Here is a 26,749-nt window from a genome sequence, read left to right on the forward strand (position 1 = left end):
TTAAAAACCGTCACCCCCCGCAAGTTTGGTGTCAGACGAGGCAACGGGGCGTTTTTGTCCGCAGGCGTATGTCGTCAATACGTCGAGGAACAAAAACGCCCCGATAACGCAGTATGACGCCAAAATCGCGGGGGGCTATACTTCCCTCTTGACAGGCCCCAAAACCTCTGTTAGGCTTACCTTTTTGGACTAAAAGGCCTAAAACGCACCTAACCCCTAACCGAAAAGAAAAAGGAGGATTTCCGCCGTATGAAAAAGCATTTCCTGATGGCGCCGGGGCCCACCCCTGTACCCGAAAGAGCGCTCCTCGCCATGGCTCAACCCATGATGCACCACAGAACCCCGCAGTTCTCGGCAATATTCGCGGAAACGTGCGAGCTCTTAAAATATGTGTTCCAGACCAAGCAGGACGTGCTCATACTCGCGGCCTCGGGAACAGGCGCCATGGAGGGCTCGGTCACGAACCTCTTCAACGCCGGAGACGAAGTGCTTACGATAAACGCCGGAAAGTTCGGCGAAAGGTGGACAAAGATCGCCCAGGCATACGGGCTTAAGGTAACAGAAATAAAGGTAGAGTGGGGCAATGCCGTAGACCCGAAGGCAGTAAAGGAAGCTCTCGATAAGAACGCCAATATAAAAGGCGTATTCTGCCAGGCAAGCGAGACCTCAACTACCGTGCAGCATCCGGTAAAGGAAATCGCAGCGCTTACGAAGGATAAGAACTGTCTTCTTATCGTAGACGGCATTACTGCAGTCGGCGTCATGTCGCTCCCCATGGACGAGTGGGGCATAGACGTGCTCGTATCCGGAAGCCAGAAGGCGTTCATGCTGCCGCCGGGCCTTGCCTTCGTAGCACTTAGCGAAAAGGCATGGAAGTTCAATGAGACATCGAAGTGTCCGCGCTTCTACTTCGACTTTAAGAAGGAAAGAAAGAACATGGCGGACAAGACGACCGCCTACACCCCTGGCGTATCGCTAATCATCGGCCTCAGGGAAGCCCTTCTCATGATAAAGGAAGAGGGCCTTGAGAACACGTTTGCAAGGCACGAAAGGCTCGGACGCGCCGCAAGAGAGGCGATGAAGGCCCTTGGGCTTAAGCTCCTTGCCCCTGACGCCCCAAGCTTCGCAACAACGGGCGTGTACGTACCAGAGGGCGTTGACGGCGGAAAGCTTGTTAAGTACATGCGCGATACCCTTGGCGTCACGATGGCAGGCGGCCAGGACCACTTAAAGGGCAAGATATTCAGGATCGCGCACCTTGGCTACATCGACACATTCGACATGATAATCGCCGTATCGGCAATCGAGATGGCGCTAAGTAAGCACGGCCACAAGGTCGAATTCGGCAAGGGTGTTGCCGCGGCACAGAAGATACTTCTCGAAGGCTACAAATAAAAAACAATTACGGAGCGTAAAAGCGAGATGAAGGTACTTATAAGCGACAGCCTCTCGGAAGCGGCTGTAGAGATATTCAAGAAGGCAAAGGGCATCGAGTGCGTCGTAGATACGAAGATCACGCCCGAAGACCTTAAAAAGACCATAAACCAGTACCACGGCCTGGCAGTAAGGAGCAGGACCAAGGTAACGGCGGAAATCCTCGAAGCGGCGACGAACCTAAAGGTCGTAGGCCGCGCCGGCACGGGTGTCGACAACATAGACGTCCCGGCTGCCACGAAAAAAGGTGTGGTCGTAATGAACACGCCCGGCGGCAACACCGTAACCACGGCAGAGCACGCCATCGCCATGATGGTATCGCTTGCAAGGCACATTCCGCAGGCAACGGCCTCGATGAAAAGGGGCCAGTGGGAAAAGAAGAAGTACGAAGGCACAGAACTTACCGGGAAAACACTTGGCATACTCGGAGTCGGTAACATCGGAAGTGTAGTTGCAAACAGGGCCCAAGGCCTAAAGATGAACGTCATTGCCTACGACCCGTTCATATCGACGGAGGCAGCCGAGAAGATGGGCATCACGCTCGTATCTCTCATAGAGCTCTACGAGAAGAGCGATTTTCTCTCCATACACGTGCCGCTTCTAAAGGAAACGAAGAACATCGTCAACAAAGAGGCCTTTGACAAGATGAAGAAGGGCGTAAAGCTCATCAACTGCGCCAGAGGCGGAATCGTCAACGAGCAGGACCTTCTAGAGGCCATAAAGAATAAGAAGGTCGCGGCAGCCGCGCTCGACGTGTTCGAGCAGGAACCGCCGCCAAAGGACCACCCGCTGCTTGCTCTCGAAGAGGTAATCATGTCGCCGCATCTTGGCGCATCGACCTTCGAGGCGCAGGAAAACGTCGCAATAGCGGTTGCAGAGCAGATGGTGGACTATCTTACGACCGGAACTGTAAGGAACGCGGTAAACGTGCCAAGCGTATCCGGAGACGTGCTTGCCGCAATCGGGCCGTACATCACCCTTGGCGAGAAGCTTGGAAGCCTGCAGGGCCAACTCCTTAGCGGCGGCATCGAAGAGGTCTCAATTGAGTACGCAGGCGAAGTGGTCGGCCATAACACCGCGCCCATAACAACGGCGGTGCTTAAGGGGCTCCTTAGCTGCGTCATGGAGGACGTGGGCGTAAACCTCGTAAACGCATCGAGCCTTGCAAAGGACAGGAACATCAAAGTAAGCGAAACAAAGAGCTCGAGGGCAATAGACTTCGCAAGCTCCGTAACCATAACCGTAAAGGCTTCCGGCAAGGAGCAACTCGTAGAGGGCGCTCTCTTTGGAAAGTCCGAGCCAAGGCTTGTAAAGCTCGACAAGTTCTTCCTCGACGCCGTGCCAGAAGGTAACCTCCTTATCCTCCATAACGAGGACAAGCCCGGGGTCATCGGAAATGTCGGCACGCTACTTGGCGAGAACAAGGTAAACGTCGCAAGGCTGCACCTTGGAAGGGCAAAGGCCGGCGGAGAAGCGGTAAGTGTATGGAGCATAGACGGCCCGCTCTCAAAGGACGTGTCGGATAAGCTAAAAAAGCTCCCGCACATGATATCGGCAAAGGCAGTAAAACTCTAACACCGTAGTTCCTTTAAACGCCGCGAGGCGGTATCGCTGAGGATTGCGGGGAACGCGCAACTTGAAATGACGAACACCGGAAAAAACCAGGCGATATCGCTTCCGCAGGGCGTACGAGACATACTCCCGGAAGAAGCGGAAAAGATTGCAAAGGCCGAGGCCGCCATTACGGCGGTCTTTCGGCGTTTCAAGTACGGCCGCGTAATAACGCCTTTACTCGAATACGTCGACGTGCTCTCTCTTGGCATCGGAGAGCAGCTAAGAAACGACCTTCTAAAGTTCATAGACGCCCAGAGCGGCCGCGTCATGGCCATAAGGCCCGACATCACGCCGCAAATCGCAAGGGTCGTTGCAACCAGAATGAAGGACTGCCCCCTGCCCCTTCGGCTCTACTATAACGAAAACGTAATCCGTTCCTCAAATAACGGCGGCTCTGCAAAGGCAAGAGAGGTGCTCCAGATAGGCGCGGAGCTCATATCCGCAGAGGCAACGCCCGAGATGGACGCGGAGATGGTAGTCATGGCAGCGGAGGCCATGAAAAAGTCCGGCATCAAGAAGTTCACCATAGACCTTGGCGACGTGGGGTTTGTGAAAAAGGCGCTTTTAAGGCTCGACATCTCTCTTGAGGAAAAGCTCGTCATCAAGGAAGCAATAGCCAAGAAGGACTCCTCGACCCTCGAGAACACGCTCGAGCTTCTTAAGACAAAGCCGTCACCCAAGAATAAAAAGCTTTTCATGGCGCTCCCGACACTCTACGGCGGCGCGGACGCGGTAAAAAACGCCCTCTCGCTCGTAAAGGGCATGAGCGAGCTCACTGAATCTCTCGAGTACGTGCAGTCAATCCTTGCAATAGTGAAGAAAAAGGGCTATAAAGAATACGTAACCGTGGACATGGGCGAGGTCAGAGGATTGGACTACTATACGGGCATAATTTTCGAAGGGTTCGCCGCGAATGTCGGCGAGCCGATCCTTAGCGGCGGACGCTACGACACCCTTACGGCGAAGTACGGGTTCCCGGCCAAATCAACAGGGTTTGCCTTCAACATGGCGAACCTCGTAACAGCGCTCGACAAAAAATAACTTCCTCTAAAAAAGAAGACAAAATGGCGAAGACAAAGAAGACATCCGCCCAGAAAAAGGCGGCCAAAAAAAGCACGGCCTCGGCAACCGGGAAAACAACGGTAAAAAAAGCGGTAAAAACCTCGCGCGGTGCATCGAAGAACGTCGTCATAATCGGCGCGCAGTGGGGCGACGAGGGTAAAGGCAAAATCGTCGACATACTTAGCGAAAAGGCCGATGTGGTGGTACGCTACCACGGCGGCAACAACGCAGGCCACACCGTCATCGTAAACGGCGAAAAGACGATACTCCACCTCATCCCCTCGGGCATACTGCACAAAGGGAAAAAATGCGTCATTGCAAACGGCGTGGTAGTCGACCCCGAGGTGCTACTAAAGGAAATCGACAACCTGAAGGCAAAGGGCCGCTTCAATGCCGACGATTTGCTAATCAGCAAAGACGCGCACGTCATCATGCCCTACCATAAGAAACTCGACGCGGCAAAGGAGAGGCTAAGAGGCTCATCCAAGATCGGCACCACAGGGCGCGGCATAGGCCCGGCATACGAGGACAAGGTATCGAGATGCGGCATACGTGTCGGAGACCTTTTAAACGAGAGCGAGTTCAAGGCAAAGCTCGAAGCAAATCTTAAAGAGAAAAACCAGTACTTCAAAACGCTTCTTAACGAAAGCGGCTTCTCTACCGACGACATCTTCGGGGCGTATGTTGAGTTTGGCAGGAAGCTTAAGCCCTTTATAATAGACGCCTCGGTGTACATCAATAACCGCATCCGCGAGAAGAAGGCGGTCCTATTCGAAGGCGCGCAGGGCACGCTCCTGGACGTTGACTTCGGCACTTACCCGTTCGTCACATCGAGTAACACCATAGCCGGAGAGGCAGCGGTTGGAAGCGGCATCGGCCCCACACTCATAGACAAGGTCGTTGGCGTTGCCAAGGCCTACGCAACAAGGGTCGGAGAAGGCCCCTTCCCAACAGAACTATTCGAAAAGGACGGCGACAACTTAAGGGAACAGGGCGGCGAGTACGGCTCTACAACAGGAAGGCCGAGAAGGTGCGGCTGGTTCGACGCCGTGGCCGTACGCTACGCAGCAAGGCTAAACGGGCTCTCGGGCCTTATCATTACAAAGATGGACGTTCTGGATAATATAGCCGAGATAAAAATCTGCACCGGATACAAGTATAAGAACACCGTTTTGACGGAATTCCCGTCCGAGCCGCACATACTTAAAGACTGCACACCTGTGTACGAGAGCTTCAAGGGGTGGATGGCGCCCACACACGGGGTTAAAGACTTTGCAAGGCTTCCCAACCTCGCAAAGCAGTACATAAAGGCAATCGAAAAAGTAACGGGCGTGCCGGTGATTATCGTATCTGTTGGCGCGGAACGTAATAGTGTCATCTTCCGGGAAGACCCGTTCAGATAGCAGGCTACGAAAGCGGCGATTTTGCCGTGATGCTTCGTTGCACGAAAATTTTTGATCCTCGACGTATCGGACGTTATACGCCTGCGGTCAAAAATTCCGTGCGCCTTGCCTAACGGCAAACTTACCGCTTTGTTGGGTCAAAAAAAATAGCAACATTGCTGCCACAAACACCATCTCTGCAGCAAAAACCCTACCAACAGTTACATTTCGACAAATCATGTAAAATAAATCTTGACAACAATTATTCTTTCTACTACTATTTTGCATAGTAGTGCCATTCCTTTCTGCTAACTAAAAATTAAATACGAATATCGACTTTGGGCAACAATAGAACATTTTATCAAGCAAGGAGCTAATTATGTTCTCATGCTTAAAAAACAACCCAATTCTATTTACGTTCACATTGCTTTTACTCATAATATCCATCACATTTCTGAGCCAGACGCACACATATGCCGCCGAATCATCGGCAGCTGACAAATCATCAGCACCACCGACTGTATCGCCAACAAAACCACCCGTGCCTTCAGCTCCGGCTCCAGCTCCAGCAAAAATATCACCATCAGACTGTTTAACATGCGCACATTTACCGTCCCCAGAACCCAATAAACCTAAAAAACCTAAGGGACATAAAAAAGATAGTGGGACCCTAACCCCAGCTCACAAGCTACCAGCACCAGAAGAGGATGATGAGATTCGTATAAAAAAAGAAACTATTCAAAGACCATAGATTCCTATATATGGCTAAAAGTTTAACATGCCAAGGAGTTCATCAATGATCACCTCGACAAAAAAAATATTATACTCTACAGGGCTTATTGTTTTTTCGTTAATAATATGCTCCGGCTGTGCACACCTGCCTGCTCCAAAAACAAAATCTACCACGCCGTCTATGATGGAAAAACCAGCCGACAAACACCACTTACCGGCATTAGATGATAACACTACAACACCGCCACAAAGCACGCTTGAACCGGAAAATTAAACACCACAACTAATCATAAAACGACGAGGACCACATGCCAGCACCAAGAAAAACAGCATTCTACCATATAGCATTATCAATCATTATTTTGATTGTAGCCGGATGCAGCTCAACCAAGACCAAAACAGGACTTTACGACCAAGGCATGCACACCGGCACTGTAACATTACTAAGGGTTGACAACCCAAAAGCTTGCCCGCCACTCACCAACGGAGTGACATCCGATTCGGCTGACAAAGAGGCAGCCGCACCTGCAGCAAACAATCCAAAAACAGCCCCACCCTCGCCGACTGCAGTACTGCCCGCCCCATCCGCAGCAGCCGGTACAGATGCACCCGAACTTACGCCGCCCAACAAAGAAACACCCGAGCAACATAGCCAAAAAATACAAAATGACGTTGCTAGCTGGTTACCTGAAGATATTGGCCGCTTTGTAAAACTTCGCCATAAGATGGACACGGCCGGCCTGTACTGCCCTCAAAACACTGTCACAAATGACGACCTTGTGACTATCACGCTGGACTCAGCGTTTATAAAATATTTTAAGGAAAAGAAAAGTATATGGCCTTGGTCTTCAGAACAAAAAAAGGGAGAAATAGCGCTTGTCCTGTCCTTTGAAAGCGGCAACGATTCAAGGGACGATATCCTTATATACGGCAGTCAGGGACAGACCAGCGGTTCTTTTCTGAATGCCGAAGACTGGCCCATGATAGGCCCTATAACAATAAAGGGTGACAACCTTAAAATAAGATTAGTCATGATAGAAATAGACAAGGTTGAAAACGAAGAGACCAAAATACTTATTCGCAAAATCGCAAACGTCGCTACAACGCTAAAACCAGGAACAGCAACGGCAACAGCAATACCATTGGAACTCATGGATGTGCTTTTAAGCATGAATAGCGACGACATCATTTTGGACCAGAGGTTTTCACTTAAAAGGGTCCCTGGCAGCGACACGCCGTCCCAATTCGCCACCGCCCCGCTACTTTACGGCAAATACGTGGTGATGCTGCAATCCGACAGATTTACCGATAAAAACATAGGAGAAGAGGCCCGCGTATCGACGTCACCGATTTCAATAAACGACATGCGGTATGACACATATTCATCGAGAATATTTAAAACTTACAATTACTTACCATATCCCGAATTGAACTACACAGGGACCAAGTGTGAAACACCGGAGAACCAACGCCCCCCCTTAACAAACATACTCGCAGGCGAAAAAAAGACACTCTACGGCGGTATACGGGAAGGCAATTCGGCAATCACACTATCGACCTTTGGGGTATGGAGTAAAGATAGCGCACAAAAAAGTTGTCCAATGTATGGGATACAAAAAAGCATTAGCTCTCAATATAAGTGTAACTATACTGATAGGGAAATATTTAACGGAATTCTTGACAACTACGTTAACGGCCCAGAAGCAAAAAGAGAGCGCGAGGTCAAACTCGGCTACAACGAAAATGTAAACCTTGGCGTAGTAGATGTTGCCCAATGCATCGTAGACGCAGTAAAAGGCATCTATGATGATTCTCGTCGTGTGGAGCCGCAACTTTCCACAAATACGGGTGAGGACACAGATTCTTACATAAGTGGAACAAACGGTTTTGGGGAAGTCATTAAAACCGGCGATACGCTTTACTTCGAGTACCCTGTGATAATGTACCCGACTGCCTACACGTTCCTTGCGCAATACCCCACACATACAAATATAGTATTTACAATTAGCAGATCGCTTGGCGGCGAAGGCACGCCGGCGCACCTAAAACTGAAAACAAGTGCGGAGGAATTCAACAAAAAAATAACCGACATGCAAGCCACGGCTGACATCGAAAAACTGAAAACAGCACTGACAGAGGTTCACAACAGCTACAACAAAGAACGCGCCGTGCTGCGTAAACTTGAAGGACAAGGCACTGTCAAGGATAAAATATGTCTATTATACACGGAACTTAAAAACAAAAAGAGCACAAACCAAGACTGCTCCATAAAAGAGGGCGAGAAACTTTTCTACAACGAGCTATACCATCTTACGGGAAAGCACTTTAACTGCCAGGAAGAGATAACCAAACACATAGGTACTATTTGCGACCCAAAACCACCAACCACCACTTCAGGCGCCACAAGTAAAAAATCCGTAAAATAATATACGGATTATCTGTTAAATCTACAGCCTCCGCCGCGCACATCTAAAAACAAAAGCCCTCTTCCCAAATTGCAGCGGGAAGAAGGATAACAAACCAACCTCACTAACTACACGTGGCATAAGCCGTAGGGCGGGCACCGCCCACCATTCTTTACCGCCTCAATTCTACCACACCTCTCAAAAATCGCCAAGCATGTCCCGTGCTTGATACGGGATTTCGCGTCAGACGAAGAAGCGGTCTTTACCCCATCATAAACCCGCAAGTTTGGTGTCAGACGTGGCAGCACGGCGTTTTTGTCCGCAGGCGTATCACACGTCCGATACGTCGAGGAACAAAAACGCCGTGATAACGAAGTATGACGCCAAAATCGCGGGTTTACTCTGCCACAAACTTTCCATAAGCCCTCCACACTCCCTCCATATTGGAAATGTAAGATATCGGCGTAACAACAAACCCAATCACGGAGGACACGTTATGGAAAATATCCGCGAAGACGCACAGGCCGCGCCAAAGGGAACGAGGCTGCTGCTGCTTATGGCAGTAGTGGCGATAACCGACCAGCTTCTCTACAACTACGCGCCAAAGTGGAGCTCCAAGGCGTACTCGATTGCCTACGCCGGATGGAGCGCCGGGGCGTTCTTCATAGTACTTAACGCCGCAATCGCAGCTGCCAGGTGGAGCGAGCTAAAAGAACGCCGCAGCGCGCGTAACCTGCTCTTTACGCTAAACGCAGCGCTTGCCCTCTCATGCGCTATCGAGCCGTCCATGCTGACGCTCGCGCTCTCAGTGGCAGGGGCAATAGCGCTGGCGCTACTTCCAAACGCAACAGGCAGGTACTTCGACACCGAGTCGCTTGCAAACAACATCGTAAAGTTCCTGCCCCGCTTCTTTTACAAGCTTATGCCGGACTTAAAGCGCAGCGCGAGAGAAAGTATGCGCGGCGGCGCGCTTAAGTCCACTGTGTTCTGGGTGCCTGCGGCCCTTTTTTCGATTACCTTCATAATGCTATTTGCAATAGCCAACCCGCTAATCGAGAGCGCGCTGTCGCGCGGCCTCACGTGGGCGTGGAACGCGCTCGTGGACCCGTTCAGGGTGTTTTTCTGGCTTATGACCGCCATGCTCTGCTGGCCGCTCCTTGCTACCGAAGGGTTCAGGCTCACGGAGCCGAAGGGCCACATATTCTACGAAGAAGCGTTCGCGGACAAAAAAGGCAGGACGCTAAAGGACAAGCTCTCCTGCCCTGCCTCTCTTACGCGCGCCCTGGTTGCATTCAACGCCATATTCCTCGTTCAGACGGCCATGGACTGCGTCTACCTGCTTGGCAACGCAGCGCTTCCCCCGGGCTTTACATTCGCCGAATACGCGCACAGAGGCGCGTACATTCTCATATTCACAGCGCTCCTTGCCGGAGCGTTCACAGTGCTTGCTGTAAAGCCCGGAAGCGATTCATCCAAGTCCGCGCTCGTTAAGAAACTCCTCTCTCTCTGGATAGCGCAGAATATATTTCTCGTGTTCACATCCGCGCTAAGGACAGTGCTCTATATAGAAGCGTACTCGCTAACTCTCTTTCGCGTGGCCGCGCTCGTGTGGATGGGGCTTGTTGCAGCGGGCCTTACTCTCCTCGTCATACGCATATACAAGAACAAGTCCGACTCATGGCTCGTCAATGCCAACGGCGCTGCAGTTCTTGCTGTGCTGGTGGTATCACTCTTTGTAAACTTTCGCGGCTTTATCGCCTCGTATAACGTCGCGCACAGCCTCGAGGTCGAGGGCACAGGGCTGACACTCGACGTGCAGTACCTAAGAAAGCTCGGCCCGGAGGCAATACCGGCGCTGACAAAGTACATAGATACGGCAAAGCTTACGGACACTAAATTCACCGAGACTGTCTACGCAAGAGACTATCTCGTAAAAGAATTACGGCAAACGACCGGCAGCTTCGGCACCATGACAGTGAGGCGAAGAGCCCTGCTCGCATTCGTCACAAAGGCCGATACTTCCGAGAGGCGCGCCGCTGTCACAAAATAAGTGAACGCGCGGCTTGATTATTATATAATTACTCTGCCGGTATAAAGACAACGGAGACCATGATGCCGCACACCGTGCTCATAGCAGACGACGACCCGCACATAAGAGAAGTGGCGCGCTTTGCCCTTGAAAAGGCCGGGCTTCGCGCGATATCTGCCGAGGACGGGGCAGAGGCCATCTCTCTCTTTACGCGCGAGAAGCCCTCGCTCGTAATACTCGACGTAATGATGCCCGAAAAAGACGGCCTCGAGGTGTGCAGAGAAATACGTAAAAGGTCGTCCGTGCCGATACTGTTTCTCTCATCGCGCTCCGATGAAATAGACCGCGTCGTGGGGCTTGAGCTTGGCGGCGACGACTACGTAACAAAGCCGTTTAGCCCGAGGGAACTGGTTGCGCGCGTAAACGCAATACTAAAGCGCGCCTCTGGGGCCGCGCTTACACCAAAAGAGGAACGCCTAAGGCACGGCAGCTTAACACTCGACACCGAGGGAAGGACCGCGCTCTGGAAGAAAACTCCAATCGAGCTTACTGCAACCGAGTTCTCTCTTCTTTTGACCCTCATGCAGCGGCCGGGAAAAGTATTTTCACGGGACAACCTGATGGACTTGGTGTATAAGAACGACGTGCACGTAAACGACAGGACCATCGACAGCCACGTGCGCCACGTAAGGGCAAAGTTCGAAGAGGCCGGGGCAAAGGACATAATCGAGACCATGCGCGGCGTCGGGTACCGCATAGGCGGCTGCGAATGAAAAAAGGGATATTTAGCATCAAAGGCATGCTCCTTCTCGTTAATGCCGCGGTACTTGCCGTGCCCGTAGCGGTAATATACTCTGCGCGCATCTACGACGGCGAGCTTATCAGAAGGACCGAGGCAGAGCTCATTGCCCAGTCCGCGTTCATCGAGGCGGCGTATAAGCAGGCCGCAGCAAAGCATATAAAGAACTTTTCAACTTACGGCAGGCCAAACCTCGCGCCAGCAGGCGTCATAGAAACGGAAAAAGGCGCGCTCACCCCCGTTAACCCGCAAATAGACCTTGCAAGTGCTGCGATACTCGAAGACCGCGCGGCCGCAAACCCGGGAGTAAAGGCCGACGCGCGCGCTATCTTGATAGGCAAAGACATTTCTCCAATCCTTACCGAGGCGCAGAAGAAAACCCTTGCCGGCATACGCGTGCTCGATTATAACGGCACGGTCGTTGCCGGAAGAGACGAACTCGGGCTCTCGCTCTCTGGCATCGAAGAGGTGGACAAAGCCCTTACCGGCTCCTTCACAAGCGTTCTAAGAAAAAGAAACTCGGACGGCCCGAAGCCAGCCCTCTCCTCCGTAAGCAGAAGGACCGCGGTGCGCGTATTCACCGCAATGCCGATAACGGTAGACAACCGCGTCATCGGTGCCGTGTACATGTCGAGGACGCCGGAGAGCTTATCAAAAACGCTTTATTCGCAGTTGAACACGTTTTTCTACGCAGCTATTCTCGCAATCGCCCTTACGCTCCTTATATGGTTCGCGTCCGCGTACGCCATAACGAGGCCGCTTGAGTCCCTCATAGCGCAGGCCGAGGCTGTCATGCGCTCTCAAACGCCGCCGCCGCTTAGAAGCCCGGCGCCTTTGGAAATAGAGCTTATCTCAGAGAGCATGATAAGGATGGCCGAGGCGGTCGAAAAAAGGGCCTCTTACATAAGGGACTTTGCCGTGCGCGTCTCTCACGAATTCAAGACGCCCACTGCCTCGACACTTGCAACGGTCGAGCTCTTAAAAGAGCACATGGAGGAGATGAGCAAAGAGGAGAAAGAAAAATTCCTCGAGATGATACGGCTGGATGCAAAGCGCCTTGAAAGGCTAACCGAAAAGCTAACAGAGCTTGCCAGGGCCGATATGCTAAAGCCAAAGGACGAGTCTTCCGATGCATCCGCCCTCTTCGCCCTTATAAAAACAAAGTACGAAGGCATGGGTGTTGCCTTCGAATTCCGTCCGGCGTCGCATGGCATGAGCATCCCTGCGGCCACGGAGATGCTCGAGACGATATTCATCAACCTCATAGACAACGCAATAGCAAACGAGGCGGCTGCTATCAGGATAGCAGCCGCCAATAACGGCAGCACTGTCACGCTTACCACGAGCGATAACGGCAGGGGCATAAGCGAAGCGAACCTTGAACACGTATTCGAGCCCTTCTTTACAACAGGCAGAAAGACCGGGGGCACGGGGCTTGGGCTCACTATAGTCAAATCAATCGTGGATGCGCACGGCGGCACCATAAGCGCACAGAGCACACCCGGGGCCGAGACAACCTTCTCCATAACGCTTCCCAAAAGGCCTTCATAACAGGTTTTTTACAGACACACCCCAAAAACCTCAACAAAATCAGGTCATTGCCCCACCCCCTACATATTGTGGCCATTTAGAAAAATTATACTTTCTGTGGTATTTTTTCCTTTGACAAAGCAAATGAACTTTGCTACTCTTACGTTCAACGATACAAAAGACGGGATAAAAACCTCCTAACAATGAAGATAAAAAAGCTCACCATACACGGCTTCAAGTCCTTCTCCGACAGGACGACCTTTGCCTTTCACGAAGGTGTAAGCGGCATCGTAGGGCCAAACGGCTGCGGCAAGAGTAACATCGTAGATGCCATACGCTGGGTGCTTGGCGAGCACAACGCGCGCCACCTAAGAGGCAAGCACATGGAGGATTTGATTTTCGGCGGAAGCGAATCGAGAAAGCAGGTCGGTATGGCGGAGGTAACGCTCACCCTCGCAAACGACAACGGAGCAGCGCCTGCCGCGTACGCGAACTTCTCTGAAATAGAAATTCAGCGCCGCCTCTACAGGGACGGCGAGAGCGAGTACGCCATAAACAAGGTCCCCTCGCGCCTAAAGGACATCGTCGAGCTCTTCACTGACACGGGCATCGGCACCAGGGCCTACTCCATTATAGAGCAGGGCCAGGTCGGATGGCTCGTAAACGCCAAACCGGAAGAAAGAAGAGAGATATTCGAGGAAGCAGCCGGGATAAACAAATATAAGCACAAAAAGGACGCGGCACTTAGACGTCTCGAATCAACGCAAGAGAACCTCACGCGCGTAACCGACATCATCGCCGAGGTAAAGAGACAGCTTAACTCGCTAAACAGGCAGGCCAAGAAGGCCGAGCGCTATAAGATACTAAAGGACGAGCTTAAGGGGCTCGACCTCTTCCACTCGCACGCTGAGTTTGCGCGCCTCTCGGCAGACCTTACGCGCCTTGCCTCCGAGATAACGGCCGCAAACGACAAGGAAGCGGCCCTTGGCGCAGAAGCAGGCGCAAAGCAGAGCGCCATAGACGAGCTAAGGCTCGAGCAGACATCCAGAGAGAACGAATACCGCGACATAAGGGAAAAAACCTCCAGCCTCGAACGAAACATCCAGGAAGAAGAGCGCCTAAGAGAAATCGCCGCGCTTAGGATAGAGGAAATAAAACGCCTTGCAGAGCGGCTCTCCGGCGACATAGAAGAGCTCTCAACACAGATACATACGATGAAGGGCGAGTTCGAATTCGTATCTTCCGAGATAAAGAGCGCCGAGACGATCGCATCCGAGGAAAAGAGCCTTCTTAACGCAAAAGAGGCCGAGGCAAACGACGCGGACGCGAAGCTGAAGGCAAAGGAAGACGCGCTACGTTCTATCGAGGCAACGAAGATAGAGCTTCTGACCAAACTTGCTGACGCAAAGCACGCGCTTCAGGCCGTTATAAAGGAAGAAGAAACGCTAAGGGAGCGCTCTGCGCGCCTTACAAGCGAGATAGCCTCTACCGCGCGCGCGATCGAAGAGAACGCATCGCCGCTTAAGATGCTACAGGGCGCTATGAGCGAGCTCGAGAGAAGAAAAGAGTCCATAGACTCGGGCATCAAGACAACGGAGGAGCGGCTTAAATCCCTCGAGACTGCGCGCGGCGACAATGCTACCCGCCTCGAAACCCTAAGAGAAAGCTTCGCAACCAAGAACGCCCGTCTAAACGCCCTAAACGAGATGAACGCCTCGATGGAAGGCGTAAAGGACGGCGTAAAGAGCCTCATACATGAGAATAGAACCGGCGTGCACGGCATGATAGCCGACGTCATAGAGACGGCTCCGGGCTACGAACGCGCCGTAGAGGCCGTGCTTGGCGAAAGGCTCCAGTACGTCATCGTACAGAGCCACCGAGAAGGCATCGAGGCGGTAGATTATCTTAAGACCCACGCCTCCGGCCGCGCAAGCTTTATCCCTGTTACCGAAGCAAGGCTTTCCTACTCTAACGGGAACGGCAATGGCAACGGCCACGCGCTGCCCGAAGGCGCGGAAAACCTGCTTAGCCGCATAACCGTTAAAGAAGGATATTCTAAGATAATAAATTACCTCTTTAGTAACGTCGTTGTGGTTAATACCCTCGACCGCGCCGTAGACATCTGGAGACAAAACGGAGTTGCAAGAACGCTCGTTACCCCGGACGGGGAACTCATAGACCCGCAGGGCATCATCACCGGCGGTTCCACAAACGGCTCGGACGGCGGCCTCCTTTACAAAAGAAGAGAAGCAAAGGAACTCTCCGGCGAGGTAAAGGCAACCGAAGAGGCCCTTGCAGAGGCAGAGGCAGGGCTTGTGCGGCTCGACAAGGATATAGTAGAGGCAAGAACCTCCCTTGAAGCAGGCAGAAAGAGCCTTCATGCCGAGGACATAGACAGAGTAAACAGCCTTGGCGAAATAAAGAGACTTGAAAACGAGGCCAGGAGGCTCGAAGAACGGCTCTCCAGCCTGAAGGCAGAACTCGAGACAACCGAGGCCGGACTTAATGCGGCAGGCTCGAAGAAATCCACCCTTTCAACGGAAAGAGAGTCTTTCGAGACCGGGCTGAAAAACGCCGAAGGCTCGGCAATCGCGGCTACGGAAGAGGTCCTGGCGCTAAAGACGAGAAAGGACGCCATATCCATAGAGGCATCCGACATCCGCGTCAAGGCGGCCGCTGCAATAGAAAGACTCGAGCATCTAAGGAGCATGGCAGCCGAGAAAAGCCGCCTGATGGCAGAGTCGGAGCGCCGCATAGAGGTAAAGAGAGCGGAGATATCGGCCGGGGCAACGGAGGCTGCCGAGAAGGAAAAAGAAACGCTTCGCCATAAGGAAGCGCTTGAAGGGCTCCTTGCAAAGAGGGACGAACTCAAAAAAGACGAATCATCGAGAGAGGAGATACTAAACTCCTTCAACGCTCGCGTAAAAGATGCAGAGGCAGCGCTTAAAAAGCTGACGTCCGAAATAAACGCAACCGTTGCCGAGAAATCCGCCCTTAGCTTGAAGGCACGGGAAGCGGAGATGGCCCTTGCGAACATGAAAAGCAATACAATAGAACGCTACGGCGTCTCGCTTGCCGAGTACGCGCCAACAGAGGCCGCAACGGCCATGACGCCCGAAGAGATGGCCGGACGCATAGCAGAGCTCAGGGAAAAGATAGGCTCCATGGGAGAGGTAAGCCTCGGAGCGCTCGAAGAGTACGAAGAGCTTGATAAGAGACACACCTTCTTAAACGAGCAGAAAGAAGACCTCGAGAAGTCTATCGAGAGCCTAAGAAGCGCCATCACGCGCATCAACAGAACTACGAGGGAGCGCTTCCAGGAGGCATTCGAGGCCATAAACGCCGAGTTCACAAAGAACTTCCCGCGCTTCTTTAACGGCGGCAAGGCAGAGCTCGTGCTAACGGGCGAAGGCGACGTGCTCGAGTGCGGCGTCGAGATAGTGGCTTCACCTCCCGGTAAGAAGCTCCAGAACATAACGCTTCTCTCCGGCGGAGAAAAGGCCCTTACCGCAACGGCCCTGATATTCTCGATATTCCTTATAAAGCCCTCGCCGTTTTGTCTCTTGGACGAAGTCGATGCGCCGCTTGACGACGCCAACATCGACCGCTTCAACGGCTTTGTAAAGGAAATGTCGGAGAAGAGCCAGTTCATACTGATTACGCACAACAAACGGACCATGGAGATAGCCGATACTCTCTACGGCATAACCATGGAGGAGCCCGGGGTTTCGAAGACCGTCTCCGTTGAACTCTAAGGCGAACAAGCAAGGTTCACCCCATGCCTTTCAAGAAAATACTCAAGGAACTCTGCGACAGAACAGGCGCCAAGGGCGCCATCATGCTCGACTGGGAGGGCGAGGCCGTTGACATGTACTCGACCGACGCCAATCTCGAGCTTGCGGCGCTAGGCGCGCACAAGGGCATAATACTAAACCTTCTAAAGGAAGCCACACAGCGCGTCGACAACCAGGCAGTGGTCGAGCATGTCGGCATATCCACCTCCAACTCGCGCATCATACTGCATGTGCTAAAGGACGGCTACTACGTGCTCCTCACGATGGACCGCGACAAGCAGCTTGGCAGGGCCATGTTCGAGACCAAAAAGGCATCGAAACGGCTCCTTGCCGAGATGTAGAGCGCCCCGCTTTTTCTTCGAAATCACACCCTGTTTTTTTCGGCATTTTCCTTGACAACACGCCTGGTTTGGGTAAATATATAAAGGTAAAAAATCCGTCGAATAATCGAAGGAGTCGGCCGTTTCAGCCCTCGCGAAATGAAACTTAGGGGTAGAGACCTTTCAAAGGACGCGGCTGTATGCGGCGTTATAACCACAAGCATCGGCTCTAAAAAGCTCGCTGCGGTGAAGAACCTCGGCGCGGACTTGGCCGAGATAAGGCTCGATACCTTCGACGACCTCGATACCGGAAAGCTGAAGGCCGCGCTCTCCAAGCTTAAAAAACCGTGCCTGCCTCTGCTCTTAACCGTAAGAAGCAAAGATGAAGGCGGCTGGAGAGAAATGACCGCCGCAAAGCGGCTCGAGCTCTTTACGGCCCTTACGCCGCACGTCGACGCCGTTGACATAGAGCTATCGTCAAAGGCAATCGCAAAAGAGGTCGTTGGAAAAGCCCGGCGGGCCGGCAAGAAAACTATAATCTCGTTCCACGATTTCAAGAAAACGCCGCCAGATGCGGCGCTAAAGAACGTCATACGGCGCGCAAGAGGGCTCGGCGCCGACGCAGTAAAGATAGCGGCTTTCGCAAACACCAGGGCCGACATCCTAAGGCTCGCATCCCTTCTCACCGCGAACCGCGACCTGATAGTGATAGCCATGGGGCGCTACGGCATGATGACGCGGGTGTTTTTTCCGCTCCTTGGCTCTCTTATAACCTACGGCTCGCTTGGCGAGCCCACTGCCCCGGGGCAGATGATGGTAAAACGGCTAAAGCAGGAACTGGCGTTCTATAACGCCAGAAACTGACTGTAGGCAACAGACAAACGGAGGTATAGGCACAAATGGCAGTAAAAATAGCAATCAACGGCTTCGGACGCATAGGAAGGAACGTGTTAAGGGCCTCGATAAACGAGAAGTCCCTCGAGTTCGTCGCGATAAACGACCTGACAGCGCCCTCTACTCTCGCGCATCTGCTTAAATACGACTCTGTGTACGGACGCTTCGACGGCGAGATCTCTGCAACGGAACATTCCATAATCGTAAACGGCAGAGAGATAAAGGTCACTGCAGAGCACGACCCGGCAAAGCTACCGTGGAAAGAGCTCGGGGTCGACATTGTGCTCGAGTGCACGGGGCACTTCACATCGAGGGACAAGGCCGCAGCGCACCTCGACGCAGGAGCAAAGCGCGTCATAATATCGGCTCCGGCAAAGAACGAGGACATAACGCTTTGCATGGGCGTTAACCACAAGCTCTACGACCCGGCAAAACATAAAATAATATCCAACGCCTCGTGCACAACGAACTGCCTTGCCCCTGTTGCCAAGGTGATAAACGACTCCTTTGGCATAAAGAAGGGCCTTATGACCACTGTGCACGCATACACGAACGACCAGAAGATACTTGATTTGCCGCATAAGGACCTAAGAAGGGCCAGGGCAGCCGCGCTCTCGATGATACCGACGACAACGGGCGCTGCAAAGGCGGTTGCGCTCGTACTTCCGGAACTAAAGGGCAAGCTCGACGGGCTCGCGATAAGGGTGCCGGTGCCGACAGTAAGCATGGTGGACCTTGTGTGCGAAGTCGAAAAGACGACATCCAAAGAAGAAGTCAACGCCGCGCTGAAAAAGGCCTCCGAGGGCGAACTTAAAGGCATACTCGGCTTTTGCATCGAGGAATGCGTTTCATCGGATTTTAGGGCCGACTGCCACTCTTCCATCGTGGACGCCGGGCTGACCTCTGTAATGGGCGGAAACCTCGTAAAAGTACTCTCCTGGTACGACAACGAATGGGGCTTCTCCTGCAGGATGAAGGATCTGATGCTCCACATGTCAAAGACCGGCATATAAAACATCGGAGGCCGCTTTCGTGAACAAGGACTTGAACCACATAGACACCGTCAAGATAAAACAAAAGCGCGTCCTCGTGCGCGTGGACTTTAACGTCCCCTTGGACGACGACGGCAACATCACAGACGACACGCGCATAAGAAGCGTGCTTCCTACCATCAACTACGCCCTTGACGAAGGCGCGAAGGTCATCCTTGCCTCTCATCTCGGACGCCCAAGCGGCAAAAAGGTCGCGGCCCTTAGTCTTGCCCCTGTTGCAAAGAGGCTCTCGAGGCTGCTTGAAAAGGAAGTGCTCCTTGCCCCTGACTGTGTTGGCGCGGAAGTAAAGAAGATGGTCGAGGCCATGGCACCGGGCTCGGTCATACTGCTTGAGAACCTCAGGTTCCACCCTGAAGAGGAAAAGAACGAAGACTCGTTTGGGAAAAAGCTCGGAGAACTTGCCGACGTATACGTAAACGACGCATTCGCAACGGCTCACAGGGCGCACGCATCGAACGTCGCCATAACCGAGCACGTGCCAATATCCGCTGCAGGGTTCCTGATGAAAAAGGAGCTTACGTACTTTGCCAGGGCCATGGACAACCCGGTAAGGCCGCTTGTGGCAATTGTAGGCGGAAAAAAGGTCTCCGACAAGGTAGGCATCCTCTCGGCCCTTGTTGAGAAGGTCGATAAGCTCGTTATCGGCGGCGGCATGGCGCTGACGTTCTTTAAAGCGCTCGACTACGAGGTCGGCAAATCGTTCTACGAGCCAAAGGCGCTTAAGGAAGCCCTCTCTGTCATAGAAAAAGCACGGAAGAAGGACATCAAGCTCTATCTGCCCGTTGACTTTGTTGTGGCAGACAAGTTCTCGGCCTCGGCCGAGACAAAGGTCGTTACATACCAGGAAATACCTTCGAACTGGATGGCCCTGGATATAGGGCCCGCAACAGTGACGCTATTTTCCGAGGCCATACAGAACGCCAAAACAATCATCTGGAACGGCCCGATGGGAGTTTTCGAGATGGACGCTTTCAGCAGAGGCACCTTCGCAATGGTAAGTAACGTCGCGAACTCATACGCCATGACAATAGTCGGCGGCGGCGACACAGACGTGGCCGTGCACAGGGCCGGCGAGTACGCCAAGATAAGCTACATCTCAACGGGCGGCGGCGCGTTCCTTGATCTTCTCCAGGGTAACGATTTACCCGGCATAAGCGCCTTAAAGAAAAAGGCCTCTAAGAAGTAACTGCCTCTTCACAAAAACCAAGGGAGACGCAATACGTGCTAACCCCCCTCATAGCCGGCAACTGGAAGATGCACACTACCGTTGCCGAAGGTGTAGCGCTCGTGATGAAGCTTCGCGAGCTTACCAAGGCGGCAAAGCACGTCGAGATAGTCATAGCCCCGCCATTTACCTCGCTATATCATCTTCACTTCCTTACTAAAGAGAGCTCCTTTAAGCTCTCGGGCCAGGACATGCACTGGGAGAAAAGCGGCGCATTCACCGGAGAGGTCTCGGCCGAAATGCTAAAGGACGTGGGATGCGAGTACGTAATACTCGGGCACTCGGAGAGACGCCAGTTCTTTGGCGACACAGACGATATCGTCAAGAAAAAACTCCTTGCAGCGCTAAAGATGAACTTAAAGCCCATAGTCTGTGTCGGCGAAACACTCGACGAAAGAGAAACCGGCAAAACCATGGACGTCGTATCCCGCCAGATAAAGAGCGCGCTTATGGGGCTTGGCCCGGGCGTAATAAAAGAGCTCACCTTCGCATACGAGCCGGTCTGGGCCATAGGCACAGGTAAAACAGCAACTCCCGGGCAGGCCGAAGAGATTCATAACTCGATTCGCTCGATAATCTACGAAACCGGCGGCCCGGCTTCGGGAAAGGCCGTGCGTATAATATACGGCGGCAGCGTAAAGCCCGACAACATTGACTCTCTCATGGCAGAGCCCAACATCGACGGCGCGCTCGTGGGGGGCGCAAGCTTGAAAGCCGACGACTTCGCAAGGATAGTAAACTTCAAGAAAAGCGTCTAAAAAACGCCGCCTTATTCTGCCAAAGGAGCTTTTGCAAGCAGGCGGGATATAAAAACCTGCACCACGGCAGGCCGTTTACCGCACCATTTCGACACGCCAAAAGAAAATTCCATAGCCCTTCGGTAACAATCCTTTGACATTTTAAAACACAGACCATACAGGACAACAGTGTCCAACATTAAACTGTTGACAATCCTGCCTCTGTGTTGTCTAATTTAACTTACCGCTCAAAGATGCCAACCACTAACCTGAAGGAGGGACAGACCATGATTCTCAAAAAGCTCAGGAAAAGCTCCATACTGTCAACAGTTGCGATAGCCCTGCTGGCATTCGCAGCCGGATGCGCACATGTTCCCCAAAAAAATGAAAAAGAAGAGGCGGCGCTAAGAAGGATAGCTGTGGCCCAGGGTCTTACCGTCATAGTCGACAGCAGCGTAATACACGGCAAGACAACCGGCAATGACATCGTTGCCACGGAAGAGAACATGTCCATAGCAAAGGCCGTCGAGGAACGCACTGTAGCAGCGCTTCGGGCAAAGGGCTACACGGTACATACCCCCGGCATCAACTCAATAGGCATAAACTTGCCAAGCGGAAAGACCTACGACTTACTGAAGACAGCGGATGAGAAGGCCCAGGCCTCTACCACCGGAACAGCCGATTCGGCGCCGTTTATGCTAACGCCTGATACCGCTTCGGCAAGAAGCCTGGCAAAGAGCGTGGCCGCAAAGGCCCCACTTACGGCCTCTGACACCAAGGACATAAACGGAGAGCTTCTCGTTGTAGTCAAGGCAAAAGGCCGCTACATAAGCGGCGGGCAGATGGCAGCAAACGTGCCGCTTGGGGCCGTAAACGTGCTGCTAATCGGGCTCATGATGTTTGGCGGAAGCAGTGGCGGTGGCGACATACCCGTCTTCATTATGATGGACGAGATCTCTCTCGAATTGTCGGTTATAGAGAAGGCCACCGGAGAGGTGCTAATAACAAAGGCATTCGCCTCCGACGATGGCACTGACCCTGACTCAAACAACTTAGGCACCTACGTGGACTTGGTGATAAAGGGGCTTCCAACGGCAATCATGCCGGTAAGCAGCAAATAAATACCTTCACACGTAAAACAACTGCGGCGGCGCGTTTTTAAACGCGCCGCCGTTTCTTTGGAACGCAGCACTATCAATACTCGAGCGCGACCCTTAAAAGTGCGTCCACCACGCCCGACATCTTGTCGAAGTCAAGGGTCTCTACCCTGTCGCCAAGTTCATGATAGTTTGGGTTCCTGAAAAACGCCGTATCCGTCACCATAACTGCCGGAAAACCATATTTCCAAAAACTCCTGTGGTCGGAAAAATCAATCCCGGTAAGAGAGCGCGGGGCGCCAAGCGAACTTACCGGCACAGAAGACCCGTTTGCCATAATACGGTGGACGCGCTTCACTATAGAGCCCTGCCCCCATCTCCCGACAACGGCTATGAAATCCCCGGTAGAAGGATAAAACCATTTCAGAAAGAATGCCGGGTAACGCTGCGACTTTGGCTTCGAAGTAAAATACCCTATCATCTCAACGGCCACCATGAGCCGTACCTCCTGACCCGACTCCTTAAGGCTCTTTGCGTGCACTGCGCTTCCCATCATGTCGGTTGAAAAGTAAGGCGGTTCCTCGAGCGTATATGCGACGAGCTGCACCCTGCTTTTTAACGCGTCTTTTCTGCCGCCAAGCAGACGCGCAAGCTCGAGAACACCGGCTACTCCGCTTGCATTATCGTCGGCGCCGTCGCTATACCCTTCGACATCGTAGTGCGCGCCGAAGACAAGCAGCGCGCCATCTTCCGGGCCAAGAGAACAGATTACATTTCTATACTCAATTATACCGTCGGGCTTGAATACCTGCTCGCTCACGCTGCACCCCGAGGCCTCGAAGGACTTTCGTATATAGGCCGCAACCTTATCCAGAGCTTCGGGGTACGCGTGATTACGGCGTGGATGGATGGTAGAGAGGAACTTTACGTGTCCGTACAGAAGCGCCTTGTCCGCGCTTCCTGCAACCGCCTGCCCGTTTGCAGGCACAGCGGCAATAGATACACCGGAAAATAGAAAAAAACAGGATAGTACGCAAATGGCCGAAACCAAGGCCCTGGCGCACGCCATTGGAGATATAACCGCCTCTTCCACAAGGCTCACGCGGCTTGCGGCATCCTTCCCCCTACTGCCTTCCATGCTGTCACCACGGCAAGCACGACCCAGAGGATATCGAACCATCCAAACAACAAAGGCACCTCATTTATGAACGCCGACAACATGGCAACGGAAAGCGGCGAGAGTTTCTCGAGCACCTCTACTCCATACTCCTCTATCACGGCGCGCCTTACAAACACATAATACGCCCCATACTTGCCAATGGCTATGCCTAATATACTGGTGGCGACCGCCGCAATCTGAAAGGCCGCGCCCCTGCCCTTGCCAAGGAATACAACCCCGAGGCCGCATATAAACCCTATCCCCCAAGCAACAATTCCTACTTCAGTGTCCGTAAAAACCACTACCAGCACCCATACCACACCGCCGATCAAAGCGGCAACAAGGCCCCCGACTATCCCCATTCCAAGAGAGCCCTCGCCCTCCGGCGCAATTGGTTTGTACTGCTCGCCCGTTGGTTTTTCCGCATTCATTGTTTCCATAAATATCCCTTCCGGCATGTTCGATTTGAGCACACGCAACAAACTTGTAAAATTATATTCCACGCGCCGGCAAAAGACAAGGTCTTAAGCGCTTCGCACGTTAGGCAACTGCGGCGGCGCGTTTTTTAAACGCGCCGCCGTTTTTATCAACAAAAACTACGCTCCGTAATCTTCCAAGCGCTCACAACCGCAAGCACCTCAAACGGTATCTCGAAGCCGCCGAAAACAGTCCAGAGATTCTCCATAAAGACGTATATCGTCTCCGCTCCAAATACGCTTACGGCAGAAGCCGCCTCGACCCCAAAATCCTTCACAACAATACTCTTGTAAGCACAATAAACTATAAAGTACTTACTTATTATAATCCCTACTACGCTTATTAATATGGCTGTGGCCTGAGACGCCGTGCCCCTACCCGAGAACTTTAACACTGCATAGCCGCAGAGCCCACCCATGCCCCAGGCTAAAAACCCTATTTTGCTGCCTGTCAGGGCTGCGACCGCCACCCACACCACGCCGAGTACAACTGCCGCCACAATCCCGGCCAAAACGCCTCTACCAAGACTTTTCTCGCCTTCAATCCGTGCCGCTGCATTGCTCGGTTCCGGTGCAGCTGACTTCTCCTCAACCATTTAGCCCCTCGCCTTATATAGCGTTTACGCCGATAGCCACAAGCATAGCATCGGCCTGAAGGATTATCAAAACGAAATTTTACTTACCCTTACCGAAAAGCTTCTTATAAATGCCGTAGCCTTCCTTTTCAAGGTCTTCTGTGGGGATAAAACGAAGCGATGCTGAATTTATGCAGTATCTAAGTCCTGTTGGTTTTGGGCCGTCTGGAAAGACGTGCCCGAGATGCGAGCCTGCTTTTTTGCTCCTTACCTCTATTCTCGTCATAAAGAGCTTTTTATCCTCGCGCTCGATGATGGTAGCCGGCTCTATTGGCTTTGTGAAGCTTGGCCACCCTGTGCCAGAGTCGAACTTATCCGTTGAACTAAAGAGCGGCTCGCCGCTTACGATGTCCACGTATATGCCTTCTCTTTTACTGTCCCAGAACTCATTTTCAAAAGGCGGTTCCGTGCCTTCTTCCTGCGTAACCACATACTGAAGCGGCGTGAGGCATTTCTTAAGCTCGCCGTCAGAGGGGCGCATGTACGCGCCCGCTTCTACGAAGGCATTTGGCTGGTAACCCTTCCACGCCTTTTCAATGAATGCGTCGCGCCCGGAGCCTGCGCGGTAGAGCTTATAACGCACGGGGTTGTGCTTATAATAATCCTGATGGTAGTCCTCTGCCTCGTAGAATGCATCGAGCTTTTTTATCTCGGTGACAACCGGCTCCTTGAATATACCGGAGGCCTCGATACGCTTTTTGCTTTCCTCTGCAATTTTTCTCTCTTTTTCGTCAGCATAGAAAATCACACTCCTATACTGGGGGCCCCTGTCTGCAAAGCTTCCGCCATCATCCGTTGGGTCGATCTGGCGCCAGAATATTTCGATAAGATCGGCGTAGGAAACCTTCGCCGGGTCGTAAGCAATACGAATCGCCTCATAGTGGCCGGTAGAACCGCTCGACACCTCTTCGTATGTCGGCTCTGTATCACGGCCTCCTGTATATCCTGACACGACACTTATAACCCCGTCGGTCTTTTCGAACGGAGGTTCCATGCACCAGAAGCACCCGCCGGCGAACACGGCAATTTTTTGTCCTTTTTGTTCCACTTTGGCCTCCTCGTTCACGGCAGCGCTTTCGCACCCAAATACGAAAACCGCAGCCAAAAGGAGCGCCACGGAAAAGCCTCTCATAGACACCCCCGATAATAATTATAGCATCGATTGGCGCCTTAACAAATCACAAAAACACAAAATGGCTGTTAACAGCCCGGTTTTATGGTAAACTTATATTTCGGAGGATATTGAAATGACTGCAGGCATGGATAAATGTCCGTTTTGCGGCAAACAGATACTAAAGGGCGCGATGCGCTGCCCCGGGTGCGGCAAGCTTCTAAAGACAGCGGAGGAGCAGCAGGCTACAATAGAAAAATACAAAAAGGCCGAGGAAGCGCGCGGCCTCGCAAAATCCATCAAGACCGCCATTATTCTTGTCGTATTCTTCATCCTTGCATATATCTTTTTCGACGACATAATGAACGTTATCGAAAAATTCACTGGGAAATAATCCCGTCCCAAAAAACGCCTGCCGGAGACCTGAGCATGAGACAATATCTGCTGCTTTTGACGCTACTGCCGCTCGTTCTTGCCGGCTGCGTCGATTCCGACATAACCATTAACGTAAAGAAGGACGGCAGCGGCACTATTACAAGCAAAACAAGCCTGCGCGCCACAAAGGACGAAGATGGAACGCCAGGGAAAAAAGGGCCCAGCGGCCCCGACGAGCGCATGTACAAGGATATCGCTCCCATACTCGGCCGCGGCGTAACGCTCGACTCGTTCAAAACAGACACGGTCTCGCGCCCCGGCTTCATCAAAATAGAGACCGTCTACTCGTTCGCCGACATAAACAAGGTGCGGCTTAGCCCATTTCTCCTGACAGTGGGTTTTTTTGAGGACGACACCAATCAATACAAAGAAGAAATGCTAACCCGTTTTACGTTCGCTCCGGGAGAAAAATCCAGGCTTACCATAATAAAGCCCATGCCCGACATAAAGGACAAGGGGAAAAACAGCGGCAAAAAACGCTCCACTCAGGACTCGAAGATGGTTTCGAGGGAAAGTATCGTCGGGGCAAAAAAACTGCTCAGGGAAAACCGCTTAAAATTTCGCGTAAAGGTAGACGGCAAAATAACAAGCACCAACGCCTCGACGGCAGACATGCGAAACGCCACGGTAACGCTCATAGACATAGACCTGGACAAAATAACCAAGGACGAAGACAAGGTGCGCCGCTTTATACGCACGGTGAATTACGAGGAGTTTCTCGGGACGACATACCACTTCGTTGAAGATATTGGCGGCGCCGACGAACAATTCGAGGAAATACGCTACGACAGAAGCCCGGAAATAACCATCGAGTTCAAATAAACGGC

21 protein-coding genes are annotated in these 26,749 nt (G+C 52.5%); 17 read left to right on the forward strand and 4 right to left on the reverse strand.

What is annotated here, in order from left to right:
* Positions 1-249: 249 nt before the first annotated feature.
* The 15 genes from OEV59_02655 (at position 250) to OEV59_02725 (ending at position 22,130) form a co-directional block, all read left to right on the forward strand.
* Positions 250-1,395 carry an alanine--glyoxylate aminotransferase family protein gene (locus tag OEV59_02655; protein ID MDH4226644.1) on the forward strand — a complete coding sequence of 382 codons (1,146 nt, stop codon included), beginning with the start codon at positions 250-252 and terminating at the stop codon, positions 1,393-1,395.
* A 27-nt stretch (positions 1,396-1,422) separates the two neighbouring features.
* Positions 1,423-3,009, forward strand: coding sequence for a phosphoglycerate dehydrogenase (gene serA, locus OEV59_02660; GenBank protein MDH4226645.1), 1,587 nt, complete (start codon positions 1,423-1,425; stop codon positions 3,007-3,009).
* A gap of 66 nt (positions 3,010-3,075) precedes the next feature.
* Positions 3,076-4,089, forward strand: coding sequence for an ATP phosphoribosyltransferase regulatory subunit (hisZ, locus tag OEV59_02665; GenBank protein MDH4226646.1), 1,014 nt, complete (start codon positions 3,076-3,078; stop codon positions 4,087-4,089).
* Between the two features lie 23 nt (positions 4,090-4,112).
* Positions 4,113-5,513, forward strand: coding sequence for an adenylosuccinate synthase (locus OEV59_02670; protein ID MDH4226647.1), 1,401 nt, complete (start codon positions 4,113-4,115; stop codon positions 5,511-5,513).
* A 1,019-nt stretch (positions 5,514-6,532) separates the two neighbouring features.
* The gene (locus OEV59_02675) at positions 6,533-8,650 is read left to right on the forward strand and encodes a hypothetical protein (GenBank protein MDH4226648.1); all 2,118 of its coding nucleotides are present in this window, start codon (positions 6,533-6,535) and stop codon (positions 8,648-8,650) included.
* Positions 8,651-9,125: 475 nt separating this feature from the next.
* Positions 9,126-10,679, forward strand: coding sequence for a DUF4173 domain-containing protein (locus OEV59_02680; GenBank protein MDH4226649.1), 1,554 nt, complete (start codon positions 9,126-9,128; stop codon positions 10,677-10,679).
* 62 nt (positions 10,680-10,741) lie between these two features.
* Positions 10,742-11,431 carry a response regulator transcription factor gene (locus OEV59_02685; GenBank protein ID MDH4226650.1) on the forward strand — a complete coding sequence of 230 codons (690 nt, stop codon included), beginning with the start codon at positions 10,742-10,744 and terminating at the stop codon, positions 11,429-11,431.
* Positions 11,428-13,008, forward strand: a complete 1,581-nt coding sequence (locus OEV59_02690) for a HAMP domain-containing histidine kinase (GenBank protein MDH4226651.1) — start codon at positions 11,428-11,430, stop codon at positions 13,006-13,008. Before OEV59_02685 ends, OEV59_02690 begins: the two co-directional genes overlap by 4 nt.
* 182 nt (positions 13,009-13,190) lie before the next feature.
* Positions 13,191-16,742, forward strand: a complete 3,552-nt coding sequence (smc, locus tag OEV59_02695; GenBank protein MDH4226652.1) for a chromosome segregation protein SMC — start codon at positions 13,191-13,193, stop codon at positions 16,740-16,742.
* 23 nt (positions 16,743-16,765) lie between these two features.
* Entirely contained in the window at positions 16,766-17,122 is a 357-nt protein-coding gene (locus OEV59_02700) for a roadblock/LC7 domain-containing protein (GenBank protein MDH4226653.1), read from the forward strand.
* 138 nt (positions 17,123-17,260) lie between these two features.
* Complete coding sequence (gene aroD / locus OEV59_02705; GenBank protein ID MDH4226654.1) at positions 17,261-17,965, forward strand: type I 3-dehydroquinate dehydratase; 705 nt, start codon at positions 17,261-17,263, stop codon at positions 17,963-17,965.
* A gap of 35 nt (positions 17,966-18,000) precedes the next feature.
* Positions 18,001-19,008, forward strand: coding sequence for a type I glyceraldehyde-3-phosphate dehydrogenase (gap, locus tag OEV59_02710; protein MDH4226655.1), 1,008 nt, complete (start codon positions 18,001-18,003; stop codon positions 19,006-19,008).
* Between the two features lie 19 nt (positions 19,009-19,027).
* Entirely contained in the window at positions 19,028-20,233 is a 1,206-nt protein-coding gene (locus OEV59_02715) for a phosphoglycerate kinase (protein MDH4226656.1), read from the forward strand.
* Positions 20,234-20,268: 35 nt separating this feature from the next.
* Complete coding sequence (gene tpiA / locus OEV59_02720) at positions 20,269-21,030, forward strand: triose-phosphate isomerase (GenBank protein ID MDH4226657.1); 762 nt, start codon at positions 20,269-20,271, stop codon at positions 21,028-21,030.
* A gap of 266 nt (positions 21,031-21,296) precedes the next feature.
* Positions 21,297-22,130 carry a hypothetical protein gene (locus OEV59_02725; protein MDH4226658.1) on the forward strand — a complete coding sequence of 278 codons (834 nt, stop codon included), beginning with the start codon at positions 21,297-21,299 and terminating at the stop codon, positions 22,128-22,130.
* 73 nt (positions 22,131-22,203) lie between these two features.
* Here OEV59_02725 and OEV59_02730 read toward each other — a convergent pair whose 3' ends face one another.
* The 4 genes from OEV59_02730 to msrB form a co-directional block, all read right to left on the reverse strand.
* Positions 22,204-23,094, reverse strand: coding sequence for a M28 family peptidase (locus OEV59_02730; protein MDH4226659.1), 891 nt, complete (start codon positions 23,092-23,094; stop codon positions 22,204-22,206).
* Positions 23,095-23,204: 110 nt separating this feature from the next.
* The gene (locus tag OEV59_02735) at positions 23,205-23,705 is read right to left on the reverse strand and encodes a hypothetical protein (protein ID MDH4226660.1); all 501 of its coding nucleotides are present in this window, start codon (positions 23,703-23,705) and stop codon (positions 23,205-23,207) included.
* 146 nt (positions 23,706-23,851) lie between these two features.
* A complete protein-coding gene (locus OEV59_02740) occupies positions 23,852-24,337 on the reverse strand; it encodes a hypothetical protein (protein ID MDH4226661.1) in 486 nt (161 codons plus the stop codon).
* A gap of 79 nt (positions 24,338-24,416) precedes the next feature.
* A complete protein-coding gene (gene msrB / locus OEV59_02745; GenBank protein MDH4226662.1) occupies positions 24,417-25,508 on the reverse strand; it encodes a peptide-methionine (R)-S-oxide reductase MsrB in 1,092 nt (363 codons plus the stop codon).
* 115 nt (positions 25,509-25,623) lie between these two features.
* On the opposite strand from msrB, the gene OEV59_02750 reads away from it, so the two are divergent.
* Together OEV59_02750 and OEV59_02755 are read left to right on the forward strand one after the other, a co-directional pair.
* Positions 25,624-25,881, forward strand: a complete 258-nt coding sequence (locus OEV59_02750) for a zinc-ribbon domain-containing protein (GenBank protein ID MDH4226663.1) — start codon at positions 25,624-25,626, stop codon at positions 25,879-25,881.
* 35 nt (positions 25,882-25,916) lie between these two features.
* Positions 25,917-26,744 carry a hypothetical protein gene (locus tag OEV59_02755; GenBank protein ID MDH4226664.1) on the forward strand — a complete coding sequence of 276 codons (828 nt, stop codon included), beginning with the start codon at positions 25,917-25,919 and terminating at the stop codon, positions 26,742-26,744.
* Positions 26,745-26,749: the final 5 nt, after the last annotated feature.

It is taken from the genome of Deltaproteobacteria bacterium, from assembly GCA_029858205.1.
Taxonomy (GTDB): Bacteria; Desulfobacterota; GWC2-55-46; order GWC2-55-46; family DRQE01; genus JAOUFM01.

Coding starts and splice junctions, on each gene's coding strand:
- OEV59_02750 (MDH4226663.1), top strand. CDS start 25,624: ATGACTGCAGGCATGGATAAATGTCCGTTTTGCGGCAAACAGATACTA.
- OEV59_02740 (MDH4226661.1), bottom strand. CDS start 24,337: ATGGTTGAGGAGAAGTCAGCTGCACCGGAACCGAGCAATGCAGCGGCA.
- OEV59_02675 (MDH4226648.1), top strand. CDS start 6,533: ATGCCAGCACCAAGAAAAACAGCATTCTACCATATAGCATTATCAATC.
- OEV59_02655 (MDH4226644.1), top strand. CDS start 250: ATGAAAAAGCATTTCCTGATGGCGCCGGGGCCCACCCCTGTACCCGAA.
- serA (MDH4226645.1), top strand. CDS start 1,423: ATGAAGGTACTTATAAGCGACAGCCTCTCGGAAGCGGCTGTAGAGATA.
- OEV59_02690 (MDH4226651.1), top strand. CDS start 11,428: ATGAAAAAAGGGATATTTAGCATCAAAGGCATGCTCCTTCTCGTTAAT.
- OEV59_02755 (MDH4226664.1), top strand. CDS start 25,917: ATGAGACAATATCTGCTGCTTTTGACGCTACTGCCGCTCGTTCTTGCC.
- OEV59_02735 (MDH4226660.1), bottom strand. CDS start 23,705: ATGGAAACAATGAATGCGGAAAAACCAACGGGCGAGCAGTACAAACCA.
- hisZ (MDH4226646.1), top strand. CDS start 3,076: ATGACGAACACCGGAAAAAACCAGGCGATATCGCTTCCGCAGGGCGTA.
- msrB (MDH4226662.1), bottom strand. CDS start 25,508: ATGAGAGGCTTTTCCGTGGCGCTCCTTTTGGCTGCGGTTTTCGTATTT.
- OEV59_02700 (MDH4226653.1), top strand. CDS start 16,766: ATGCCTTTCAAGAAAATACTCAAGGAACTCTGCGACAGAACAGGCGCC.
- OEV59_02685 (MDH4226650.1), top strand. CDS start 10,742: ATGCCGCACACCGTGCTCATAGCAGACGACGACCCGCACATAAGAGAA.
- OEV59_02680 (MDH4226649.1), top strand. CDS start 9,126: ATGGAAAATATCCGCGAAGACGCACAGGCCGCGCCAAAGGGAACGAGG.
- gap (MDH4226655.1), top strand. CDS start 18,001: ATGGCAGTAAAAATAGCAATCAACGGCTTCGGACGCATAGGAAGGAAC.
- OEV59_02670 (MDH4226647.1), top strand. CDS start 4,113: ATGGCGAAGACAAAGAAGACATCCGCCCAGAAAAAGGCGGCCAAAAAA.
- smc (MDH4226652.1), top strand. CDS start 13,191: ATGAAGATAAAAAAGCTCACCATACACGGCTTCAAGTCCTTCTCCGAC.
- OEV59_02725 (MDH4226658.1), top strand. CDS start 21,297: ATGATTCTCAAAAAGCTCAGGAAAAGCTCCATACTGTCAACAGTTGCG.
- aroD (MDH4226654.1), top strand. CDS start 17,261: ATGAAACTTAGGGGTAGAGACCTTTCAAAGGACGCGGCTGTATGCGGC.